Here is a 19,177-nt window from a genome sequence, read left to right on the forward strand (position 1 = left end):
CTCGGCACCTTCTCCCCGCCTGCGCGGGGAGAAGGAAAGAGGATACCGCACTTCCCTTCCCCCTCCGGGGGAAGGCAAGACCATGCACCGGCATGATCTGGGTCAATGCGCGCCGCGCGCCGCCGTGCCTATTGGGCCGGCTGGCAGGGGAGCGCGGGCGCATGGCACAGGGCACACGCAGGATCGTCATCGTCGGCGGCGGCATCGCCGGCCTGTGCGCCGCTGTCTACGCCCGCAAGTGCGGCTACGACGTCGAGCTGGTCGAGCAGCACAACAGCGTCGGCGGCCTGGCGGCGAGCTGGCGGCGCGGCGACTACACCTTCGAGACCTGCATGCACTGGCTGGTGGGCTCCAATCCCAACGGCACGCTGCACGCGCAGTGGCGCGAGGTCTGCGATTTCGAGCGGCTGCGCTTCGTCGATCACGAGGAGTTCGTGCGGCTCGAGGACGAGCACGGCGCCAGCCTGCGCATCTACACCGACGTCGATCGCCTGGAAGCCGAGCTGCTGCGGGTCGCGCCGCAGGACGAAGGCGAGATCCGCCGCTTCGTCGACGCCGTGCGTCACCTCGTCAACGTGCCGATGCCGCCGATCGGCGAGCCGTGGCCGGCGATGCTGGTGGGCTTCATGAAGGTGCTGCCCGAGCTGCCCCTGCTGTGGCGCCTGGCGCATCTCAGCACCGAGACCTATGCCCGGCGCTACAAGCACTCCCTGCTGCGGCGCTTCTTTGAGGGCGGCGCGACCGGCCGGCTGTCGCTGCTCGCCTTGGTCATCTCGCTGGCCTGGATGAGCGCGCGCAACGCCGGCTACGCCATCGGCGGCTCGCAGGCGCTGATCCGCGAGATCCTCGACGAGCTGCTCGTGCTCGGCGGGCGGGTGCGCTGCGGCACCCGGGTCGCCAAGGTGCTGGTCGAGAACGACCGCGCCATCGGCGTGCAGCTCGAGGACGGCGAGATGATCCCGGCCGACTGGGTGATCTCCGCCGCCGACGCGCACGCCACGCTGCACCAGCTGCTCGGCGGCAGGTACAACGATCCCGCCTTCGAGAAGGCCTTCGCCGGCTACGAGACCTTCCCGTCCTATGTCCAGGTCTCGCTCGGCGTGGCGCGCGAGCTGTCGCGCGAGCCGGGCTACCTCACCCTGGTGCTCGACCAGGCGCTGGAGGTCGATCCCCAGACCCGGCTGCAGAGCCTGTCGTTCCGCCTGTTCCACTTCGACCCGACCTTCGCGCCGCCGGGCAAGACCGCCGTCACCTGCTTCCTGCCGACGCGCAATCACGCCTGGTGGGCCGAGCTGCGCCGCGACCAGCCGCGGCGCTACGAGGCGCAAAAGCAGCGCGTCGCCGACGCCGTCATCGCCGTCCTGGCCCGCCGCCTGCCCGGCGTCGCCCGGGACATCGAGGTGCTCGACGTCGCCACGCCGGCGACGGTCATGGCCTATACCGGCAACTGGCAGGGCAGCATGGAGGGCTGGCTGATGACGCCGCGGACCGGCTTCGGCGGCCTGCCGCAGACGCTGCGCGGCCTGTACCACTTCGCCATGGTCGGGCACTGGGTGCAGCCCGGCGGCGGCCTGCCCAGCGGCCTGCTGACCGCGCGCTCGGCGATCAGGGCGATCTGCCGCCACGACGGCGTGCCGTTCTCGGTGCAGGAGTATCCGACGACCGGCGCGGTGCGCCCGGCGGCCGGGGAGGATGGCCGCACCGGCGCCACGCTTTCTTGACTTCGCCGGCGCTAGGCGTATATTTAACCCATTAGTTAATTTGAGGGATCTGCCCGCACCGCCATGGCCTCCGACCATCTCAGCGCCACCTTCGCCGCCCTTGCCGACCCGACGCGGCGCGCCATCCTCGCCCGCCTGGTGAAGGGCGAAGCGTCGGTCACCGAGCTGGCCGAGCCCTTCGACATGAGCCTGCCGGCGGTCTCCAAGCACCTGAAGGTGCTGGAGGGCGCCGGGCTGATCACGCGCGGCCGCGAGGCGCAGTGGCGCCCGTGCAAGCTGGAGGCCGCCCCCTTGAAAGACGCCACCGACTGGCTTGACCAGTACCGTCGCTTCTGGGAACAGAGCTTCGATCGTCTCGAAGCGCATCTGCGCGCCCTGCAAGCGAAAGGGAAGAAGGGTGGCCGCCGAAAATAGGATTCCTGCCCAGCCGGGCGAGCGCGAGCTTGTCCTCACCCGCACCTTCGATGCCCCGCGTCCCATGGTCTATCGCGCCTGGGTCGAGATCGGCCATGTCCAGGAATGGTGGGGCCCGCAGGGCTTCACCATGGTGTCGTGCCAGATGGACGTGCGGCCCGGCGGCAAGTGGCGCAAGGAGATCCGCTCGCCCGAGGGCAAGGTCTTCCTGCGCTACGGCATCTATCGCGAGGTGGTCGAGCCGGAGCGGCTGGTCTTCACCTACGTCACCGACGATGTCGGCGGCGCGCCCGATCACGAGACGACGGTGACCGTGCTGTTCGCCGAGGCCGGCAAGGACAGGACGCGGCTGACGCTGTGGCAGACCGGCTTCGACACCGTCGCCTCGGCCCAATCGCACAAGGGCGGCTGGACCAGCACGATGGAGCGCTTCATGGATTATCTGAAGACGCTCTGACGTCGTCGAGCCCATCTGTCATCCATCGCTGCGATTGGGATGACAGGCAGGGCGATCGCATATGGTGTTTCCACTCCTACCTTCCCCCGCCAGCGGGGGAAGGCATTCCACCAGCGGGATGGACTCATGCGCCCTCCTCTTGGTCGGCTGTGCGATGTCTGCTACCGCTGGCGCCGACGTGAACGCCGGAGTCCAGCGATGAAAGAGGAACGGGTCGTCTCGGTCGAGAGGCGCACCGCCTTCAAGGGCTATTTCGAGATCGGCGAGTACCGCTTCCGCCACACGCTGTTCGCCGGCGGCGTCGGCCCCGAGGTCAGGCGCGAGATTTTCGAGCGCGGCCATGCCGCCACCGTGCTGCCCTACGATCCGGTACGCGACGCGGTGGTGCTGATCCGCCAGTTCAGGCCCGGCGCGCATGTCGCGGGTCGCCAGGCCTGGATCTGGGAGATCGTCGCCGGCATCATCGATGCAGGCGAGACGACCGAGGATGTCGCGCGGCGCGAGGCACGCGAGGAGGCCGACCTCGACATCCTCGAGCTGCTGCCGATGCAGACCTATCTCTCGAGCCCCGGCGGCACGTCGGAGACGGTGACCCAGTTCCTGGGGCGCGTCGATGCCAGCAAGGCCGGCGGCATCCACGGCCTCGCGACCGAGGGCGAGGACATCCTGGTGCGCGTCTTTGCGCTGGCCGAGGCGCGCGCCATGCTCGAGCGCGGCGAGATCGCCAGCGCCAGCGGCCTGGCCTCGATGCTGTGGCTGCTGCTGCACCGCGAGACGGTGCGCGAGAGGTGGCGGTGAGCGGCCGGGTCATCGTCGCCGGCAGCCTCAACATGGATCTCGTCGCCGAGGCGCCATCCCTGCCGCTGCCCGGCGAGACCGTCATGGGCTCGGCCTTCCACACCCTGCCCGGCGGCAAGGGCCTGAACCAGGCGGTGGCGGCGGCGCGGCTGGGTGCCAGCGTTGCGATGATCGGATGCGTCGGGCATGACGCGTTCGGCGCTCGACTGCTCGAGGTGATCGAGGCGGACGGCGTCGATGCATCCGGCGTGCGCCGGACCGGCGAGGCGCCCACCGGTATCGCGCAGATCGTCGTCAGCCGCGGCGAGAACAGCATCGTCGTCGTGCCCGGCGCCAACATGAGCATGACCGACGCCGACATCTCGTCGGTCGACATCGCCGATGGCGACGTCGTGGTCGCCCAGCTCGAAACCCCGGTCGCGGTGAGCGAACGGCTGTTCGCCCGCGCCCGCAATGCCACGACCATTCTCAACGCCGCGCCGGCCGCGACCGTCCCCAACTCTCTGCTGGCGCTCACCGACGTGCTGGTGGTCAACGAGACCGAGCTCGCGACCTTGTCGAACGCGCGGCTGAGCGAGGACAGCGCCGTGGCCGAGATCGTGGCCGCCGCGCAATCGCTGCGGCGCGCCAACATGGCGGTGATCGTTACGCTGGGCCGCCGCGGCGCGCTGCTGTTGCGAGGCGACGCGCCGCCGCAGACCGTCGGCGGTCGCGCGGTCAATGCCGTCGACAGCACCGGCGCCGGCGATTGCTTCGTCGGCGCCTATGCCGCGGCGCTGGCGACCGCGCGGCCCGGCTCGGCGCTCGCCTTCGCCAATGCCGCCGCCGCGCTGGCGGTGACCAGGCGCGGCGCGGCGCCGGCGATGCCGCGTCTCGCCGAGGTCGTGGCGCTCATGCGCGCATGAGGCGGTTCGGGTTGCCCGGCCGTGGCGCATGGCGCTAGGTTCCGGCCACCTTCCCCTCCTCTTGGGCACAACGACCATGGACGTCCGTTCCGGCTTCCTCGACAGCATCGGCAACACGCCGCTGATCCGCCTCAAGGCCGCCTCCGAGGCGACCGGCTGCGAGATCTACGGCAAGGCCGAGTTCCTCAACCCCGGCGGCTCGGTGAAGGACCGCGCCGCACTGGCGATCGTCGAGGACGCGGAGAAGCGCGGCCAGCTGCGGCCCGGCGGCGTGATCGTCGAGGGCACCGCGGGCAACACCGGCATCGGCCTGGCGCTGGTCGGCAACGCCAAGGGCTATCGCACCGTGATCGTGATGCCCGAGACGCAGAGCCAGGAGAAGAAGGACATGCTCAGGCTCTGCGGCGCCGACCTGCGCCTCGTGCCCGCCCTGCCCTACGCCAATCCCGGCAACTACGTGCGCTACTCCGGCACGCTGGCAGCGGAGATGGCCAAGAGCGAACCCAATGGCGCGATCTGGGCCAACCAGTTCGACAACGTCGCCAACCGCGACGGCCACTACAGGACGACCGGCCCGGAGATCTGGGCGCAGACCGACGGCAAGGTCGACGGCTTCACCTGCGCCGTGGGCAGCGGCGGCACCTTGGGCGGCGTGTCGCTGGCGCTGAAGGAGCGCAATCCCAACGTCAAGATCGCGCTCGCCGATCCGATGGGCGCGGCGCTCTACGCCTGGTATACGCGCGGCGAGCTGAAGGCCGAAGGCAACTCGATCACCGAAGGCATCGGCCAGGGCCGCGTCACCGCCAACCTCGAGGGCGTCGCCGTCGACATGGCTTTCCAGATCAAGGACGAGGACGCGCTGCCGCTGATCTTCGACTTGTTGCAGCACGAAGGCCTGTGCCTGGGCAGCTCCTCGGCGATCAACATCGCCGGCGCGATCCAGCTGGCCAAGGCGATGGGCCCAGGCAAGACCATCGTCACCATCCTCGCCGATGGCGGCCAGCGCTATCAGAGCAAGCTGTTCAATCCCACGTGGCTGCGCGAAAAGAACCTGCCCGTGCCGAGTTGGCTGGCCTGATTTCTTTCCTTCTCCCCGCGAAGGCGGGGAGAAGGAGGACTGAACTGCGACATCAGCATGACAATGAAGCCATTTCGCATCCCCTGAGGGTGCGCTATGCGTTGGCCATGACAGAAGAACTCTTCCGCCAGGATTCGTATCTCAAGAGCTGCGAGGCGACCGTCGTCGGCGTCGACGACAAGGGCGTGCGCCTGGATCGCACCGTGTTCTATCCCACCGGCGGCGGCCAGCCGGGCGACAGCGGCACGCTGGCCTTCGCCGATGGTCGCGTCGCGAAAGTCGTCGACTCGATCAAGGGCGACGGCGTCGTGCATGTGCTGGCGCCGGATGCGCTGCGTCCGGCCGTGGGCGACAAGGTCACGGCCACGGTCGATTGGGATAGGCGCTACCGCCACATGCGCATGCACACGGCACTGCACGTGATGTCGGCGGTGATCAAGGGCAACGTCACCGGCGGCCAGGTCAACGCCGACAGGAGCCGGCTCGACTTCAACCTCGAGGGCGAGGTGCCGACCAAGGAATTCGTCACCGACGAGATGGCCAGGCTGATCGGGCTGGACCGCCCGGTCGCGGCGCAATGGATCACCGACGAGGAGCTCGAGGCGCGGCCCGAGCTGGTCAAGACCATGAGCGTGCGGCCGCCCTCGGGCGCCGGCAAGGTGCGCCTGCTGTCGATCGAAGGCGTCGACCTGCAGGCCTGCGGCGGCACGCACGTGGCGCGCACGTCGGAGATCGGCCGGGTCGAGTGCGTGAAGGTCGAGAACAAGGGCAAGATGAACCGCCGCTTCATCGTCCAGCTCGTCGATTAGTCCCCTCTCCCCGCATGCGGGGAGAGGGTTAGGGTGAGGGGTTGCCGCAAGTGGCGCACCGCCGTCCGTGCGCAACTTGATACAGCCCCTCACCCCGACCCTCTCCCCGCATGCGGGGAGAGGGAGAAAAACCGCAAGAGGAAACGTTCATGCCCTATTCGCGACCCGACGCCCTCGTCAGCACCGAGTGGCTGGCCGCCCATCTCGACGCGCCCGACGTGCGGGTGGTCGACGGCTCGTTCTACCTGCCGGCGCAGAAGCGCGATGCGAAGGCCGAGTACGCGGCGCGCCACATCGCCGGCGCGGTGTTCTTCGACATCGACGAGATCTGCGACAGCGACAACCCGCTGCCGCACATGATGCCCGCGCCGGAGAAGTTCAGCGCGCGCGTGCGCAAGCTGGGGCTGGGCGACGGCAACCGCATCGTCGTCTACGACGGCAGCCCGATGATGGGCGCCACGCGCGTGTGGTGGATGTTCCGCGCCTTCGGTCACAAGGACATCGCCGTGCTCGACGGCGGCCTGCCCAAATGGATCGCCGAGGGCCGGCCGGTCACCGACGAGCCGCCGCAGCCGCGCGAGCGGCACTTCACCGCCCGCCTCGACTCGACCCTGATCCGCGATGTCGGCCAGGTGACGCGGCTGATCGACAGCAGGGCCGAGCAGATCGTCGATGCGCGCGCCGCGCCGCGCTTCCGCGGCGAGGCGCCGGAGCCGCGGCCCAACCTGCGGCTGGGCCACATGCCGGGCGCGCTCAACATGCCCTACACCGAGCTGATCGACGCCAAGACCGGCACGATGCTGCCCGACACGCAGCTCAAGGCGAAGCTCGCCGCCGCCGGCATCGATCCGGCGAAGAAGGTCACGGCGAGCTGTGGCTCCGGCGTCAGCGCCTGTGTCGTCGCGCTGGCGCTGTACCTCACCGGCGCCAAGGAAGCGGCGATCTATGACGGCTCCTGGGCCGAATGGGGCTCGCGGCAGGACACGCCGATCGTCACCGGCGCGTGAGATGGGCCACCATCCGCCGCCGCGCGCCGACGGCAAACTGCCGACGACGCTGACCTTCCTCGAGATGCTGGCGCCGCCGCCGCGGGCCGCCGTCGCCGAGCGCCCGGCAGCGAATGTCGAGCTGCGCCTGGTGCAGCCGCCCAACCTCGCACTCAATCGCTATCTCTACGACGCCGTCGGCCGGACCTGGTTGTGGTACGAGCGCAAGCTGAAGTCCGACGAGGAGGTCCTCGCCTATCTCAGCGATCCCGGCGTCGAGATGTACGTGCTGTACGAGGGCGAGACGCCCGCCGGCTATGCCGAGCTCGATTCGCGGCAATGGCCCGACGTCGAGCTGGCGTATTTCGGGGTGCTGCCGGTGAGCATCGGCAAGGGCTATGGCCCGTGGATGCTCGATCGCCTGGCCGACATGGTGTGGGCGCGCGGTCCCAGTCGGTATTGGGTCTACACCAACGTGCTGGATCACCCCAAGGCGCTGGACCGCTACGTGCGCTCGGGCTTCACGATCTACAAGCGCATGGACACGACCTACGACGACCCGCGCGTGCTGTGGCCGGACGAGTATCCGCCCGACGCGCAGCCGCGCATCGAATAGCTCTTACCTTCCCCCGGAGGGGGAAGGTGCCCGAAGGGCGGAAGGGGGATGTCGAAGACGGACACCGAGTTCGTTGCAACATCCCCCATCCGGCGCTGCGCGCCACCTTCCCCCTCCGGGGGAAGGTAGGGGTCTCAGCCGTTGTAGAACGCGCGTCCCTCGTTGCGCAGCCACAGGCGCACCAGCAGGCGCTTGCGCTCGGCCTCGGGCCAGTCCTCGAAGCCGGTGCGGCGGTGGCCGATGCGGCGGTTGTCGATGAACTGCATCTCGCCGGGGCTGAAGTGGAAATCCACGCCCATGCCCGGCGCGTTCATCACCTCCTCCAGCGCGGCAATCGCGGCGGCGCCGTCGGAGTCGAGCTCGGCGCCGGCCAGCCGGTAGCCGTTGACCACCTGGAAGCGCGACAGGCGCGCGCGCAAGCGGCCGGCGTGATCCTCGAACATCGCATGCCACGTCGTCATGACGTCGTCGGGTGCATGCTCGCGCTGGCGGTCGAAATGGAACGGCTGGTAGAGGCGCGGCAGCAGGTTGCCGTGGCGCCGGCGCAGCTCGTTGTGCGCGGCGGCGAAGCTGACGATGTGGCTGACGCCGCCCGACTTCGCGGTACGCACGCACAGCAGGCCGACATAGGCCGGCGAGCAGTGGTTATAGCTGTTGTCGGTATGGAAGTTCTGCTCGGCGTTGGTCTTGTCCGGACGCACGCCGTTGCCCGGCGGCCGGCCGGCATCGGCCACGTCGTAGATCATCGTGCCGTCCCACTTCTGGGCGACCGGCCGGGCGATCATCGAGCCCAGCAGCCAGTAGATCCTGCGCGCGGTCTCGCCCGACAGGCGCTCGATCGGCAGGCGGTCGACGATGACGAATCCATGGCCGTCCTCCAGCTCGCGGGAAACCCGCGCCATCACTGCGGAAAGCCGCGGCAGGTCGAAATCGCCCGGACGCAGCGCCTCCAGCGGCAGCGGATTGGCCTCCAGCTCGGCGGCCAGCCGGTCGATCTCGTCCAGCGCGTCGGCCCCCAAGAGCAATCGCCCCGGGTCGGGGCCCAATTCGGCGCCGCGCCAGGCGATCGGGCCGGTGATGTCGCGGTCAATCATGGCCAACATGTTGGGATACAAGATCGGCGCCGACAACATGGCTCGCGGACTGGCCGCCATGCGATAGTCGCGCCGCGTTCAACGGAGAGTAGCGGGAGCCATGAGCAAGAAGGGCAAGTACAGCAAGCCGGACACGATCCTGACCGTCGCGGGGCGCGATCCGGAAGGCAATTTCGGCATCGTCAATCCGCCGGTCTATCACGCCTCGACCATCCTCTTTCCCACGGTCGAGAAGCTCAATCACCGGGTGCCCTTCGAAGGCGTCACCTACGGCCGCAACGGCACGCCGACGCAGTTCGCGCTGGAGGACGCCTTCGCCGAGCTCGAGGGCGCGCATCGCTGCGTCGCCGTGCAGTCCGGCCTGGCGGCGGTCACCGGCGGCGTCAGCGGCTTCCTCAAGGCCGGCGACCACATGCTGATCACCGACAGCGCCTATGGCCCGACGCGCAAGTACGCCAACACCTTCCTGCAGCGCTTCGGCGTCGAGACCACCTACTACGATCCGCTGATCGGCGCCGGTATCGCCTCGCTGATGCGGCCCAACACCAAGGTGGTGTTCGTCGAGTCGCCCGGTTCGCAGACCTTCGAGGTGCAGGACATTCCGGCGATCGCCGAGGTCGCGCACAAGGCCGGCGCCACGGTGGTGATGGACAACACCTGGGCGACGCCGCTGTTCTTCCGCCCGTTCGACAAGGGCGTCGACGTCGTCGTGCACGCCGCCACCAAGTACGTCGTCGGCCACTCCGACGCCATGCTCGGCCTGATCAACTGCCGGGACCGCGCCACCTTCGAGACGGTGAAGAACACCTGCATGACGCTCGGCTTCCACGCCGCGCCCGACGACGTCTATCTCGGCCTGCGGGGCTTACGCTCAATGGGCGTGCGCCTGCGCCAGCACGAGAAGAGCGGGCTGGACATCGCGCGCTGGCTCAAGAGCCGGCCCGAAATCGACAAGGTGCTGCATCCCGCCCTGCCCGACTGCCCCGGCCACGCCCATTTCAAGCGCGACTTCAAGGGTTCGTCCGGCCTGTTCGCCTTCACGCTCAAGGGCGAGTGGAGCGACGAGGCCGAGGCGCGCATGCTCGACGGGCTGGGCATCTTCGGCATGGGCTACAGCTGGGGCGGCTACGAGAGCCTGATGATCCCAGCCCATCCCGGCCAGTTCCGCACCGCCGTGCCGTGGAACGACCGCACCCGCATCTACCGCGTCCATATCGGCCTGGAGGATGTCGAGGATCTGCGCCAGGACCTCGCCGACGGCCTCGACCGGCTGAAGGCCAACGCATGATGGCGCTGGCGCTCCGTATCGTCCGCGAGAACCCCGACCAGCCCGACGTGCGCGCCGAGCTGGCGGAGGCCGACAAATGGTATCTCGCGACCTATCCGGCGGAGAGCATCAACACCATCGACCTCGCCGAGCTGATGGCGCCCAACGTCACGTTCTTCGCCGCGCGCGACCAGGAGGGCCGGCTGCTGGGCTTCGGCGCGGTCGTCGAATGCGACGGCTACGCCGAGATCAAGCGCATGTATGTCAGCCAGGCGGCACGTGGCATGAAGGTCAGCCGGCGCATCCTCGAGCGGCTGGAGGCACACGCGATCTCGCGCGGCTTCACCGTGATGCGGCTGGAGACCGGCCCGCTGCAGCCCGAGGCGCTGGGCCTCTACCAGACGCACGGCTACCAGCCGATCCCGCACTACGCCGACTATGATGCCGACGATCCCAACAGCCTGTGCTTCGAGAAGCGGTTGGGCTCGTAACCCTCGTCATCCTGAGCGCAGCGAAGGATCCCGCGGTATCGCGGCCACCCGCTTGCGGAATCGATAAGGCGCCACCGCGAGGTCCTTCGCTGCGCTCAGGACGACTGGGGGATTCAGCTCACCCGGCAGCTGGCGCAGGTGCCGGCGACTTCCAGCGTGGTGTGGCGCGCGGTGAAGCCGCGCGCATCGGCGGCGCGGGCGATCGAGGTGTTGAGGCGCTCGTCGTCGAGCTCCTCGGCGTTGCCGCACTGCGTGCAGATCAGGAAGAAGCCGCGATGGCGCTCGCCCGGATGGGCGCAGCCGACGAAGGCGTTGAGCGATTCGATGCGATGCACCAGCTCGTGCTCGAGCAGGAAGTCGAGCGCGCGATAGACCGTGGGCGGCGCCGAGCCGAGACCTTCGCTGCGCAGCGTCTCGAGGACGGCGTAGGCGCCGACCGGCTTGTGGCTCGCCCACACCAGCTCGAAGACGCGCCGTCGCAGATCGGTGAAGCGGGTACCTCGCTCGGCGCACACCCGATCGGCGACCGAGAGCGCGTCGGCGACGCACAGGCGATGGTCATGCGCGGGGTCGGCCGGCGCCAGGTGGCTCCGCTGCGATCGGGCTTGCACCATGCGGTGCGCTAGCGCGCGGCGTCCTTCGGCGGCGCGAGTCGCAGGCGGCAGCCGCAGACCGGGCAGCCGATGTCCCGGTCGGGCGTGCGATCGAGCTGGCCCGTGCTCAGGAGCTTGCGCTGCAGGTCCTCGAGCAGCTGCTGATGATAGGCGACCGGTCCGCAGGCCTGGTGAAAGGCGGCCTGGGTTTCGGCGTCGGCCTCGACCAGGGTGATGGCGCCCGCCCGGCGCACGGCGACGGCGGCACCGGCTGCGGCCAGCAGGGCGCCACCGGCCCAGATCAGCGCCTGCCGGCGGCCTGAATCGATCGGCCGCGTCCGCGCCGCCGCGCCTTTGGTCTTCCGCATCGCCGGCTCCCGCATTGAGTTCCGCCCGCATCGCGACTATACGCGCCGCTTGCCGGGCCAGCCAAGCCCCGCACGGAGGCATTATCATGGCGCTCACGCCGGCCATCTTCCCGCCAGCCGCCATCGCCGAGGCGCTGGCGGCGATCAGCTTCGACGCCCAGGGCCTGGTCGCCTGCATCGCCCAGCAGCACGACAGCGGCGAGGTGCTGATGATGGCGTGGATGAACCGCGAATCCGTGACCGAGACCCTGAGCACCGGCCGCCTCTGCTACTGGTCGCGCTCGCGCGGCAGGCTGTGGCGCAAGGGCGAGGAATCCGGCCACGTCCAGACGCTGGTCGATCTGCGCATCGACTGCGACGGCGACACGCTGCTGGCGCTGGTCGAGCAGCAGGGCGTGGCCTGCCACACCGGCCGGCACAATTGCTTCTTCCGCGCGCTGCGCGAGGAGAAGCTGTCGGAGATCGCTCCGGTGCTGGTGCCGCCGCAGGAGATGTACGGCCCGGGCTGACGATTCCCGCCGCCTCGGCTATGATGCGCGGCAATGAACGACACCCCCTCGATGCCGCAGCGGCGTCTCGTGCTGGCCATCATGCTGAGCGGCACCCTCGGCGCCTGCACTCCGCCGGAATGGATGTCCTTCGGCCAGTCAGGTCGGCCGGTGCCCAGTCGCGCCGAGCGGCTGATCCGCATGGTCGACCGCGAGGGCGTCGACAAGATGTTCGCGCCCGAGGCGCTCAGGGTGATGGGCCTCAACAACGGCATGCGCGACGTTCCGGTGAAGCAGTTGGCGCGGGACGACGCCAGCGGCCGTCACGTCGTCAGCGTCACCACCATTCGCGGCCGCGCCGAGGTGATATTCCATCGCCGCCAGGGCAACCTGCTGGTCTTCCATCTCGCCAACTCGGCCCTGGTGCGCACCGGCAGCGCCACCTACCCGCGCCACGGCCGCCCGGCGCGCATGGCCGACGGCGCCGGCGACATCGACTACCGCAACCAGCTTGCCTTCTGGATGGAGCGCATTCCCGGGCGATGAAGATCCTGGTCGTCGGCGCGGGCATCATCGGCGCCGCCATCGCCTGGCACGCCGCCCGCGCCGGCGCCCGGGTCACGGTGATCGACGCCGGCGAGCCGGGCGGCGCAGCGACGCGCCACTCGCTGGCCTGGATCAACGCCAGCTGGGGCAACCGACTGGAATACTTCCGGCTGCGAATGGCGGCGATGGAGGATTGGCGCCGGCTCGAACGCGACCTGCCGGCGATCCGGGTCGGCTGGGTCGGCGGCCTGCTGTGGAACCTGCCGCGCGACAGGCTCGAAGCCTTCGCCGCCGAGCATCGTTCCTGGGGCTACGACATCCGCCTCGTCGATGGCGCCGATGCGCGGCGAATCGAGCCGCAGCTGGCCTCACCGCCCGATCTCGCCGTGCATGTCGCGGCCGAGGGCGCCATCGAGCCGCTCGACACCGCGCTGGCGTTGCTCGAAGCGGCCAAGGTTCTCGGTGTGAACGTCATCGGCCACACGCCGGTGCGAGCGATCGACATGCGCGATCGCCGCGTCGTGGGCGTCCGCACGGATGGGACTCGCCTCGATGCCGATGCCGTCATCGTCGCCGCCGGCATCGGCGCAAGCAGGCTGATGGCGGGCATCGGCGTGTCCTTGCCGCTTGCGGCACGCCCCAGCCTGTTCATCGCTACGACGCCGCGGGAGCCCCTGCTCAACGGCATCGTCCTGGCGCCGACGATGGATGCCAGGCAGACGCGCGACGGTCGCATCGTCGCCGCCGCCGGCATCGATGCACGCGATCCCGCCGAGGCGGCGCAGGCATTGCTCGGCGACCTGCAAGCCATGCTGGGACCGGGTGCCGGGCTGTCGCTGGCCTCGCATGCCCGCGCGTTGCGGCCGATCCCCGACGATGGCCATCCCATCGTCGGCATGGTCGACGGCGTCGAAGGTCTGTATGTCGCCGTCACTCATTCGGGCGTGACGCTGGCGCCGGCGATCGGTCGCCTGGTCGCGCAGGAACTCGTCGGCGGTGCACGCGCGGCGTCGCTCGCGCCCTACTCGCCGGCGCGTTTCCGCCGCGCCGGCTGAGCCGACGGCCACAGCACGGCGAAGACGTCCGGCGCCAGATCCTCGACGAAGGCCCCGGCGCCCATCGCGCCGGCCTCGGTGTCGAACTTGCCCTCGAGCGCCAGCTGCGCGAAGCCGTGTGCCGCCGACCAGGCCGCGAGCGTCGTCGCCAGCGTGGTGCGCTCGGATGGCCGCCTGCCCGCCTGCCTGAAATAGTCGCCGATGGCGCTCTTCAGCTCGCCCATCGCGGCACGACCGGCGAGATGCAGGCGCTCGTCCTGCGCCTTCAGCCTGGTGGCGCGGAACATCAGCTGGAACAGGCCGGGGTGGCTGAGCGCGAAACGCACATAGGCGACACCCTGCTCGCGCAGGCGCGCCGCCACATCCTTGCCGCCGCGCGCATTGGCCTCCTTGAGATCGCGCGTCAGCTCCTCGAAGCCGAGCAGCGCCACCTCGGTCAGCAGGCCGGTGGCGCTGCCGAAATGATGCGCCGGCGCCGCCGCCGAGACGCCGGCGCGCCGCGCCGCCTCGCGCAGCGTGAAGCCCTCGATGCCGTGCTCGGCGAGGATGTCCTCGGTGGCGTCGATCAGCGCCTGGTGCAGGCTGCCGTGATGGTAGCGGCCGCGCGCCAGCGACTGGCGCTGCGCCGGCGCCGCCTCCCCCTCTGCCACAGTCGTGCGGGCCTTGCCCATTTTTGCTTGCCCCGATCTTTACATTGTTAGGATCAGACATTATAGTCAATCTTGACGCTGTTTAGATAGCCGCGGGAGCCAGCATGATCACGCTGAAGGTCAATGGTGCGGTCCATCGCGTCGACGCCGAACCCGACGCCCCGCTCCTGTGGGTGCTGCGCGAGGAGCTGGGCTTCACCGGGGTGAAGTTCGGCTGCGGCGCGGCCGCCTGCGGCGCCTGCACCGTGCATCTCGACGGCGAGCCCGCGCGGTCGTGCTCGGTGCCGCTGGAAGCGGCCGAGGGCGCCGACATCGTCACCATCGAGGGCCTGCCCGCCTCGGCCGGCCTGCCGCCGGGCAGCCTGCATCCGGTGCAGCGCGCCTGGATAGAGCAGCAGGTGCCGCAATGCGGCTACTGCCAGTCCGGCATGATCATGGCCGCGGTCGCGTTGCTCAAGCGCACGCCGCGGCCGAGCGACGTCGAGATCGAAGCGGCGATGACCAATCTCTGCCGTTGCGGCACGTATCCGCGCGTGCGCCGCGCGATCCGCAAGGTCGCGGACCGGGCCTAGAGGGAGGCGACGATGAAGCGCAGGACCTTCCTCATTGGATCCGCGGTCGCTGCCGGCGGCCTCGCCGTGGGATATCGAATGTGGAGCGGCAGCTTCGAGGCGCGCGCCGCCGCCCTCGTCGCCGGCAAGGGCGAGAGCCTTTTGGCGGGCTGGATCAAGATCGCGGCCGACGACACCGTCACGGTCTACATCCCGCATGTCGACATGGGCCAGGGTAGCCACACCGCGCTGGCTATGATGGCGGCCGACGAGCTCGACGCGGCCTGGCCCAGGGTGCGCACCGCGCGCGCGCCGGGCGACAAGGCCTTCGCCAACCGCTTCCTGGCGCGCGGCTGGATCATGCAGGGCCTGTCGGTGCCCTCCTTCCTCAGCGGCACCGTCGACATGGGTTTCGCCGAGGCGGCGCGCTTCATCAACCTGCAGATCACCGGCGGCTCGACCGCCGTGCGCTTCACCGGTCAGGCCGGCCTGCGCATCGTCGGCGCCGCGGCGCGCGTCATGCTGCTGCGCGCGGCGGCGCGGCGCTGGGACGTGCCGGTGGCCGAGCTCCGGACCGCCGACAGCGTGGTCAGCCACGACAGGAGCAGCCGGCGCGCCCGCTACGGCGAGCTTGCCGCCGAGGCGGCCGGACTGTCGGTGCCGTCGACGCCGACGCTGAAATCGGCGAAGGACTTCAGGATCATCGGCCGTTCGGTGCCGCGCCTGGACATCCCCGGCAAGGTCACCGGCGAGACGGTCTACGGCATCGATCTGCGCCTGCCCGACATGCGCTATGCCGCGGTCATGGCGGCGCCGGTGCATGGCGGCACCCTCACCTCGGTCGATCCGGCGCCGGCGCTGCGCATCAAGGGCGTCGAGCGCGTGCTGCCGTTCAAGGACTACGTCGCCGTCGTGGCACGCGGCTACTGGTCGGCGCGCAAGGGTCTGGCGGCCTTGAAGCCGGTCTTTTCCGATGGCGGCAATGGCGCCGCATCGAGCGCCACGCTCCAGGCGCAGCACGAGCGCGTGTTCGATGCCGGCGACGCCAGGAGCCTGCACGAGCGCGGCGATGCTGCCCAGGCGCTCAGCGGCAGGCACGTCGAGGCGACCTACCACGTGCCGTTCCTGCACCAGGCGCCGCTCGAGCCGATCGCCGGCACTGCGCGGTTCAGGGACGGCAAGCTCACGGTTTGGGCCGGCGAGCAGGACGCGCTGGGCTCGACCGCGCTGCTCGCCAGGCTCACCGGCCTCGATGCCGCCGACATCGACCTGGTCACCATGCCGGTGGGCGGCGCCTTCGGCCGGCGCAGCGCGACGAGCGGCCACTATCTCGGTCAGTTCGCCGAGATCGCGCGTGCCATGGCGCCGTTTCCGGTGAAGACGATCTGGAGCCGCGAGGAGGAGTTCGCGCAGGGCGCCTATCGCCCGCAGGTCGCCAGCCGCATCCGCGCGGCGCTGGGCGCCGACGGCAGGCCGACCGCCTGGTCGCAGGTCTTCATCCACACCGACGGGATCAACGAGGCCTTCAGCCTGCCCTACGCCATCGCCAGCCAGTCGCTGCGCTCGGTGGTCAGCCGGACGCATGTGCGCACCGGCAGCTGGCGCAGCGTGGCGCATACCCAGCACGGCTTCTACACGGAGTGCTTCATCGACGAGCTGGCGCATGCCGCCGGACGCGATCCCTTCGAGTACCGTCGCGACCTGCTGCCTCAGGGCTCGCGCGAACGGCGCGTGCTGGAGCTGGCGGCGCGGAAGTCCGGCTGGGGCCAGGCGCTGCCAAAGGGCCATGGCCGCGGCATCGCCCTGGTCGCCAGCTTCGGCTCGGTGGTCGCCCAGGTGGTCGAGGCTTCGCTCGATGCCGAAGGACTGCCGCGCGTGCATCGCGTCGTGGCGGCGGTCGATTGCGGCGGCGTCTGCCACCCCGACACGGCGCAGCAGCAGATCGAGGGCGGCATCCTGATGGGCCTGGGCGCGGCGATCGGCGAGCGGATCACCATCGAGCGCGGCATGGTGCAGCAGGTCAACTTCCCCGACTACCCGATCATGAGCATGGCGCGCACCCCGCCGGCGATCGAGGTGCACTTCGTCGCCAGCGACGCGCCATGGGGCGGGCTGGGCGAGCCCGGCGTGCCGCCCGTCGCGCCGGCCCTGGCCAATGCCCTGTTCGCCGCCACTGGCAAGCGCGTACGCAGGCTGCCGGTGCTGAAGCAGGCGGCATGAGCTAGACTGTCCCGCTACGCGTCGGGCGTGTTCGACGCGTGTTGCGGGAGCGGTCCATGCGAGGATGGCTGGTCGCGGCAGTGCTGCCGCCGCTGCTCGCCGGTTGCCAGGCACCGGCGCCACCCAGTCGCGAGCTCGCCTATTGCGAGGAGATGTTCGCGATCCACGAGCGCTATCTCCTGCCGCGCGACTTCCACGGCAACGAACGGCGCGATCCGATGGCCGATCTCGCCGTCGATCTGTGCCGTCGCAACCGCGCCAACGAAGGCATCCCGATCCTCGAGCACAAGCTGCGGCAATGGCGCTGGCCGTTGCCGGCGCGCTAGGGAGTCGGGATACTCCGCCCGCGCAAAGCGACGGAGCGGGCATGACGTGGCGTAGTAAGGCGGGCAGTACCTTCACCTGCGAGAAGACGGCGGTCTCGGCTAGCCGCGGCATGGTGGTGACCAACCACCCGCTCGCCTCTGCGGCGGCGATCGAGATGCTGGCGGCGGGCGGCAACGCCATAGACGCCACCGTGTCGGCCCTGTTCACGCTCACCGTCGTCGAGCCGATGATGGTCGGCATCTTCGGCGGCGGCACCGCGGTGATCCGCCTCGCCGATGGCCGCGAGATCGTGCTCGACGGGCTGTCGACCGCACCGGCCATGACGCGGCCCGACAGCTACCGGCCGATCTCCGACACCTGGCCCGACTACATGGAAGCCGAGGGTCGCGCCAACCGCGTCGGGCCCAAGGCCATCGCCGTGCCCGGCAACCTCAAAGCCTGGTGCGAGGTCGCCGAGCGTTTCGGCAGGCTGGGGCTCGCCGCCCTGATGGCCCCGGCGATCCGGCACGCCGAGACCGGCTTTCGCCTGTCGCCCTACCTCGCCACCTGCATCCAGGAGATCGAGCTCGACCTGGCGCTCGACAGCGAGATCGCCGCGGTCTTCCTGCCCGGCGGCACGCCGCTCAAGGCCGGCGACCTGCTGGCCCAGCGCGACTACGCCGGCACCCTGCGCCAGATCGCCGAGGGCGGCCCCGAGATGCTGCACGGCGGCGAGCTGGGCCGACGCGTCGCGCGCTATCTCGAATCGGTCGGCTCGTTCATCCGCATCGAAGACCTGGTCGACTACAGGACGATCGAGCGCCAGCCCGTCCGCGGCACCTATCGCGGCTTCGAGATCGTCGGCCCCGCCCCGCCCTGCTCCGGCGGCGTGCAGGCCGTGCAGATCCTCAACATCCTCGAGGCCTACGACGTCGGCGCGTCGGGCTTCGGCACGCCCCAGACGCTGCATCTGATGCTCGAGGCGCTGAAGATCGCGGCCGCCGACCGCCGCGCGGTGACCGCCGATCCGGCCTTCGTCGACGTGCCGGTCGCGCGCCTGACCTCGAAGGCCTATGCCGACCAGCGGCGCCGCGAGATCGATCCGAAGCGCGCCGCCGCCTTCGAGTCCCGCGCGCTATCCACCGAATCGGCCAACACGACCCATGTCACGATCGCCGACGGCGAGGGCAACATCATCACCTCGACGCAGACCCTCAACAGCCTGTTCGGCGCGCGCATCATGATCCCGGGCACCGGCATCATTCCCAACAACTACATGTATCTGTTCGATCCGCATCCCGGCAACGCGCTGTCGCTGCAGCCCGGCAAGCGCATCACGTCGGGCATCACCGCGCTGATCGTCAAGCGCGACGGCCGACCGGTCTTCGCGCTGGGCCTGCCCGGCGCGCATCGCATCCCGGCGACGGCGACGCAGGCGGTGATCAACATGATCGATCACGGCATGAGCATCCAGGAAGCGGTCGAGGCGCCGCGCGTCTTCACCTGGGGCCAGGAGGCCGAGCTCGAAAAAGGCTTCACGCCCGACGTGCGCGACACCGTCGCCGCGCTGGGCCATCGCGTGGCGCCGGTCGACCATGTCGCCGGCGGCATGTGCGCCATCGCCTTCGCCCCCGACGGCACGATGACCGGCGCCGCCTGCTGGCGGGCCGACGGCGTGCCGGTGGGCATCGGCGGCGGCGAGGCGCGTCACGGCACCTCGTTCTGGCCCGATCCGCGCCGCGGCAGGGTCTACTGAGATCTCCG

22 protein-coding genes are annotated in these 19,177 nt (G+C 70.0%); 18 read left to right on the forward strand and 4 right to left on the reverse strand.

What is annotated here, in order from left to right; all coding sequences use genetic code 11:
- The first annotated feature begins 161 nt into the window (after positions 1–161).
- The 9 genes from KF889_17160 to KF889_17200 all read left to right on the forward strand — a co-directional run bounded on the left by KF889_17160 (position 162) and on the right by KF889_17200 (position 7,784).
- Positions 162–1,721, forward strand: coding sequence for an NAD(P)/FAD-dependent oxidoreductase (locus KF889_17160; protein ID MBX3501171.1), 1,560 nt, complete (start codon positions 162–164; stop codon positions 1,719–1,721).
- Between the two features lie 63 nt (positions 1,722–1,784).
- Entirely contained in the window at positions 1,785–2,135 is a 351-nt protein-coding gene (locus KF889_17165) for a winged helix-turn-helix transcriptional regulator (GenBank protein ID MBX3501172.1), read from the forward strand.
- Between the two features lie 64 nt (positions 2,136–2,199).
- A complete protein-coding gene (locus KF889_17170; GenBank protein ID MBX3501173.1) occupies positions 2,200–2,592 on the forward strand; it encodes an SRPBCC domain-containing protein in 393 nt (130 codons plus the stop codon).
- Between the two features lie 198 nt (positions 2,593–2,790).
- Complete coding sequence (locus KF889_17175) at positions 2,791–3,390, forward strand: NUDIX domain-containing protein (protein ID MBX3501174.1); 600 nt, start codon at positions 2,791–2,793, stop codon at positions 3,388–3,390.
- Positions 3,391–3,422: 32 nt separating this feature from the next.
- Positions 3,423–4,295, forward strand: a complete 873-nt coding sequence (locus KF889_17180) for a ribokinase (GenBank protein ID MBX3501175.1) — start codon at positions 3,423–3,425, stop codon at positions 4,293–4,295.
- Between the two features lie 76 nt (positions 4,296–4,371).
- On the forward strand, positions 4,372–5,373 hold the full coding sequence (locus KF889_17185) for a cysteine synthase A (GenBank protein MBX3501176.1): 1,002 nt from the start codon (positions 4,372–4,374) through the stop codon (positions 5,371–5,373).
- 107 nt (positions 5,374–5,480) lie between these two features.
- Complete coding sequence (locus KF889_17190; protein ID MBX3501177.1) at positions 5,481–6,182, forward strand: alanyl-tRNA editing protein; 702 nt, start codon at positions 5,481–5,483, stop codon at positions 6,180–6,182.
- 149 nt (positions 6,183–6,331) lie between these two features.
- Positions 6,332–7,189 (forward strand): 3-mercaptopyruvate sulfurtransferase, encoded by an 858-nt coding sequence (sseA, locus tag KF889_17195; protein ID MBX3501178.1) that lies wholly within the window; start codon positions 6,332–6,334, stop codon positions 7,187–7,189.
- A gap of 1 nt (position 7,190) precedes the next feature.
- Positions 7,191–7,784, forward strand: a complete 594-nt coding sequence (locus KF889_17200; GenBank protein ID MBX3501179.1) for a GNAT family N-acetyltransferase — start codon at positions 7,191–7,193, stop codon at positions 7,782–7,784.
- A 134-nt stretch (positions 7,785–7,918) separates the two neighbouring features.
- Here the strand turns inward: KF889_17200 and KF889_17205 are convergent, their stop codons facing one another.
- Complete coding sequence (locus KF889_17205; protein ID MBX3501180.1) at positions 7,919–8,887, reverse strand: TauD/TfdA family dioxygenase; 969 nt, start codon at positions 8,885–8,887, stop codon at positions 7,919–7,921.
- 91 nt (positions 8,888–8,978) lie between these two features.
- Here KF889_17205 and metC point away from each other — a divergent pair, with 91 nt between their 5' ends.
- On the forward strand, positions 8,979–10,166 hold the full coding sequence (gene metC, locus KF889_17210) for a cystathionine beta-lyase (GenBank protein MBX3501181.1): 1,188 nt from the start codon (positions 8,979–8,981) through the stop codon (positions 10,164–10,166).
- Entirely contained in the window at positions 10,166–10,636 is a 471-nt protein-coding gene (locus KF889_17215) for a GNAT family N-acetyltransferase (GenBank protein MBX3501182.1), read from the forward strand. Before metC ends, KF889_17215 begins: the two co-directional genes overlap by 1 nt.
- 113 nt (positions 10,637–10,749) lie before the next feature.
- Here the strand turns inward: KF889_17215 and KF889_17220 are convergent, their stop codons facing one another.
- Positions 10,750–11,250 (reverse strand): transcriptional repressor, encoded by a 501-nt coding sequence (locus KF889_17220; GenBank protein MBX3501183.1) that lies wholly within the window; start codon positions 11,248–11,250, stop codon positions 10,750–10,752.
- Between the two features lie 8 nt (positions 11,251–11,258).
- Entirely contained in the window at positions 11,259–11,597 is a 339-nt protein-coding gene (locus KF889_17225) for a hypothetical protein (GenBank protein ID MBX3501184.1), read from the reverse strand.
- Positions 11,598–11,683: 86 nt separating this feature from the next.
- Here KF889_17225 and hisI point away from each other — a divergent pair, with 86 nt between their 5' ends.
- From hisI to KF889_17240, 3 genes are read left to right on the forward strand one after another with little or no spacing between them, the layout of a single operon-like run.
- The gene (hisI, locus tag KF889_17230) at positions 11,684–12,106 is read left to right on the forward strand and encodes a phosphoribosyl-AMP cyclohydrolase (protein ID MBX3501185.1); all 423 of its coding nucleotides are present in this window, start codon (positions 11,684–11,686) and stop codon (positions 12,104–12,106) included.
- 33 nt (positions 12,107–12,139) lie between these two features.
- Entirely contained in the window at positions 12,140–12,631 is a 492-nt protein-coding gene (locus KF889_17235) for a hypothetical protein (GenBank protein ID MBX3501186.1), read from the forward strand.
- Positions 12,628–13,686: an FAD-binding oxidoreductase gene (locus KF889_17240; protein ID MBX3501187.1), complete on the forward strand. Its 1,059-nt coding sequence runs from the start codon at positions 12,628–12,630 to the stop codon at positions 13,684–13,686. The genes KF889_17235 and KF889_17240 overlap by 4 nt, the downstream gene beginning before the upstream one ends.
- On the opposite strand, the gene KF889_17245 is transcribed toward KF889_17240, so the two are convergent.
- On the reverse strand, positions 13,653–14,357 hold the full coding sequence (locus KF889_17245; protein ID MBX3501188.1) for a TetR/AcrR family transcriptional regulator: 705 nt from the start codon (positions 14,355–14,357) through the stop codon (positions 13,653–13,655). The two genes, KF889_17240 and KF889_17245, sit on opposite strands and share 34 nt — an antisense overlap.
- 83 nt (positions 14,358–14,440) lie before the next feature.
- On the opposite strand from KF889_17245, the gene KF889_17250 reads away from it, so the two are divergent.
- From KF889_17250 to ggt, 4 genes are read left to right on the forward strand one after another with little or no spacing between them, the layout of a single operon-like run.
- The gene (locus tag KF889_17250; protein MBX3501189.1) at positions 14,441–14,908 is read left to right on the forward strand and encodes a (2Fe-2S)-binding protein; all 468 of its coding nucleotides are present in this window, start codon (positions 14,441–14,443) and stop codon (positions 14,906–14,908) included.
- Positions 14,909–14,920: 12 nt separating this feature from the next.
- Positions 14,921–17,107 (forward strand): xanthine dehydrogenase family protein molybdopterin-binding subunit, encoded by a 2,187-nt coding sequence (locus KF889_17255; GenBank protein ID MBX3501190.1) that lies wholly within the window; start codon positions 14,921–14,923, stop codon positions 17,105–17,107.
- 56 nt (positions 17,108–17,163) lie between these two features.
- Positions 17,164–17,433, forward strand: a complete 270-nt coding sequence (locus tag KF889_17260; protein ID MBX3501191.1) for a hypothetical protein — start codon at positions 17,164–17,166, stop codon at positions 17,431–17,433.
- A 41-nt stretch (positions 17,434–17,474) separates the two neighbouring features.
- A complete protein-coding gene (ggt, locus tag KF889_17265) occupies positions 17,475–19,169 on the forward strand; it encodes a gamma-glutamyltransferase (protein ID MBX3501192.1) in 1,695 nt (564 codons plus the stop codon).
- Positions 19,170–19,177 lie beyond the last annotated feature (8 nt).

Source organism: Alphaproteobacteria bacterium, from assembly GCA_019635875.1.
Classification (GTDB): domain Bacteria; phylum Pseudomonadota; class Alphaproteobacteria; order Reyranellales; family Reyranellaceae; genus JAFAZJ01.

What these genes read in the sequence shown, in the direction of transcription:
- KF889_17160 (MBX3501171.1), top strand. Translation starts at nt 162, where the DNA reads ATGGCACAGGGCACACGCAGGATCGTCATCGTCGGCGGCGGCATCGCC.
- KF889_17165 (MBX3501172.1), top strand. Translation starts at nt 1,785, where the DNA reads ATGGCCTCCGACCATCTCAGCGCCACCTTCGCCGCCCTTGCCGACCCG.
- KF889_17170 (MBX3501173.1), top strand. Translation starts at nt 2,200, where the DNA reads ATGGTCTATCGCGCCTGGGTCGAGATCGGCCATGTCCAGGAATGGTGG.
- KF889_17175 (MBX3501174.1), top strand. Translation starts at nt 2,791, where the DNA reads ATGAAAGAGGAACGGGTCGTCTCGGTCGAGAGGCGCACCGCCTTCAAG.
- KF889_17180 (MBX3501175.1), top strand. Translation starts at nt 3,423, where the DNA reads ATGGATCTCGTCGCCGAGGCGCCATCCCTGCCGCTGCCCGGCGAGACC.
- KF889_17185 (MBX3501176.1), top strand. Translation starts at nt 4,372, where the DNA reads ATGGACGTCCGTTCCGGCTTCCTCGACAGCATCGGCAACACGCCGCTG.
- KF889_17190 (MBX3501177.1), top strand. Translation starts at nt 5,481, where the DNA reads ATGACAGAAGAACTCTTCCGCCAGGATTCGTATCTCAAGAGCTGCGAG.
- sseA (MBX3501178.1), top strand. Translation starts at nt 6,332, where the DNA reads ATGCCCTATTCGCGACCCGACGCCCTCGTCAGCACCGAGTGGCTGGCC.
- KF889_17200 (MBX3501179.1), top strand. Translation starts at nt 7,191, where the DNA reads ATGGGCCACCATCCGCCGCCGCGCGCCGACGGCAAACTGCCGACGACG.
- KF889_17205 (MBX3501180.1), bottom strand. Translation starts at nt 8,887, where the DNA reads ATGTTGGCCATGATTGACCGCGACATCACCGGCCCGATCGCCTGGCGC.
- metC (MBX3501181.1), top strand. Translation starts at nt 8,979, where the DNA reads ATGAGCAAGAAGGGCAAGTACAGCAAGCCGGACACGATCCTGACCGTC.
- KF889_17215 (MBX3501182.1), top strand. Translation starts at nt 10,166, where the DNA reads ATGGCGCTGGCGCTCCGTATCGTCCGCGAGAACCCCGACCAGCCCGAC.
- KF889_17220 (MBX3501183.1), bottom strand. Translation starts at nt 11,250, where the DNA reads ATGGTGCAAGCCCGATCGCAGCGGAGCCACCTGGCGCCGGCCGACCCC.
- KF889_17225 (MBX3501184.1), bottom strand. Translation starts at nt 11,597, where the DNA reads ATGCGGAAGACCAAAGGCGCGGCGGCGCGGACGCGGCCGATCGATTCA.
- hisI (MBX3501185.1), top strand. Translation starts at nt 11,684, where the DNA reads ATGGCGCTCACGCCGGCCATCTTCCCGCCAGCCGCCATCGCCGAGGCG.
- KF889_17235 (MBX3501186.1), top strand. Translation starts at nt 12,140, where the DNA reads ATGAACGACACCCCCTCGATGCCGCAGCGGCGTCTCGTGCTGGCCATC.
- KF889_17240 (MBX3501187.1), top strand. Translation starts at nt 12,628, where the DNA reads ATGAAGATCCTGGTCGTCGGCGCGGGCATCATCGGCGCCGCCATCGCC.
- KF889_17245 (MBX3501188.1), bottom strand. Translation starts at nt 14,357, where the DNA reads ATGGGCAAGGCCCGCACGACTGTGGCAGAGGGGGAGGCGGCGCCGGCG.
- KF889_17250 (MBX3501189.1), top strand. Translation starts at nt 14,441, where the DNA reads ATGATCACGCTGAAGGTCAATGGTGCGGTCCATCGCGTCGACGCCGAA.
- KF889_17255 (MBX3501190.1), top strand. Translation starts at nt 14,921, where the DNA reads ATGAAGCGCAGGACCTTCCTCATTGGATCCGCGGTCGCTGCCGGCGGC.
- KF889_17260 (MBX3501191.1), top strand. Translation starts at nt 17,164, where the DNA reads ATGCGAGGATGGCTGGTCGCGGCAGTGCTGCCGCCGCTGCTCGCCGGT.
- ggt (MBX3501192.1), top strand. Translation starts at nt 17,475, where the DNA reads ATGACGTGGCGTAGTAAGGCGGGCAGTACCTTCACCTGCGAGAAGACG.